This is a genomic window from Halomonas sp. SIMBA_159 (assembly GCF_046536035.1).
GTDB lineage: Bacteria > Pseudomonadota > Gammaproteobacteria > Pseudomonadales > Halomonadaceae > Vreelandella > Vreelandella venusta_A.
Map to the genome: position 1 here is coordinate 1 of NZ_JAWJBT010001520.1, position 239 is coordinate 239.

Here is a 239-nt window from a genome sequence, read left to right on the forward strand (position 1 = left end):
TTTAATCTCAATCTATAATTTAATGGTTTTGGCATATCAATCTGATCCTTTCTAATTTTAGTTATTTAACATTTTCTCTATAGTTTGATCTATTTTTTCTTCAGAAAGTAAACCGACAGATTTTTTCTGGAATTCCTTAATATCATGTAGCTTACTTTGCAATCGATATCCTTCTAAATTCCAAATCTTATCAACGATTCGTTCTTTACAGCATGCAATACCAATTTTCACATCATAAT

At 27.6% G+C, this 239-nt stretch carries 1 protein-coding gene; it reads right to left on the reverse strand.

From position 1 onward, the window contains the following. Positions 1-57 precede the first annotated feature (57 nt). Positions 58-239, reverse strand: a 182-nt coding sequence (locus R0J87_RS24310) for a Gp49 family protein (protein ID WP_498889614.1), incomplete at its 5' end; no start/stop codon positions are given.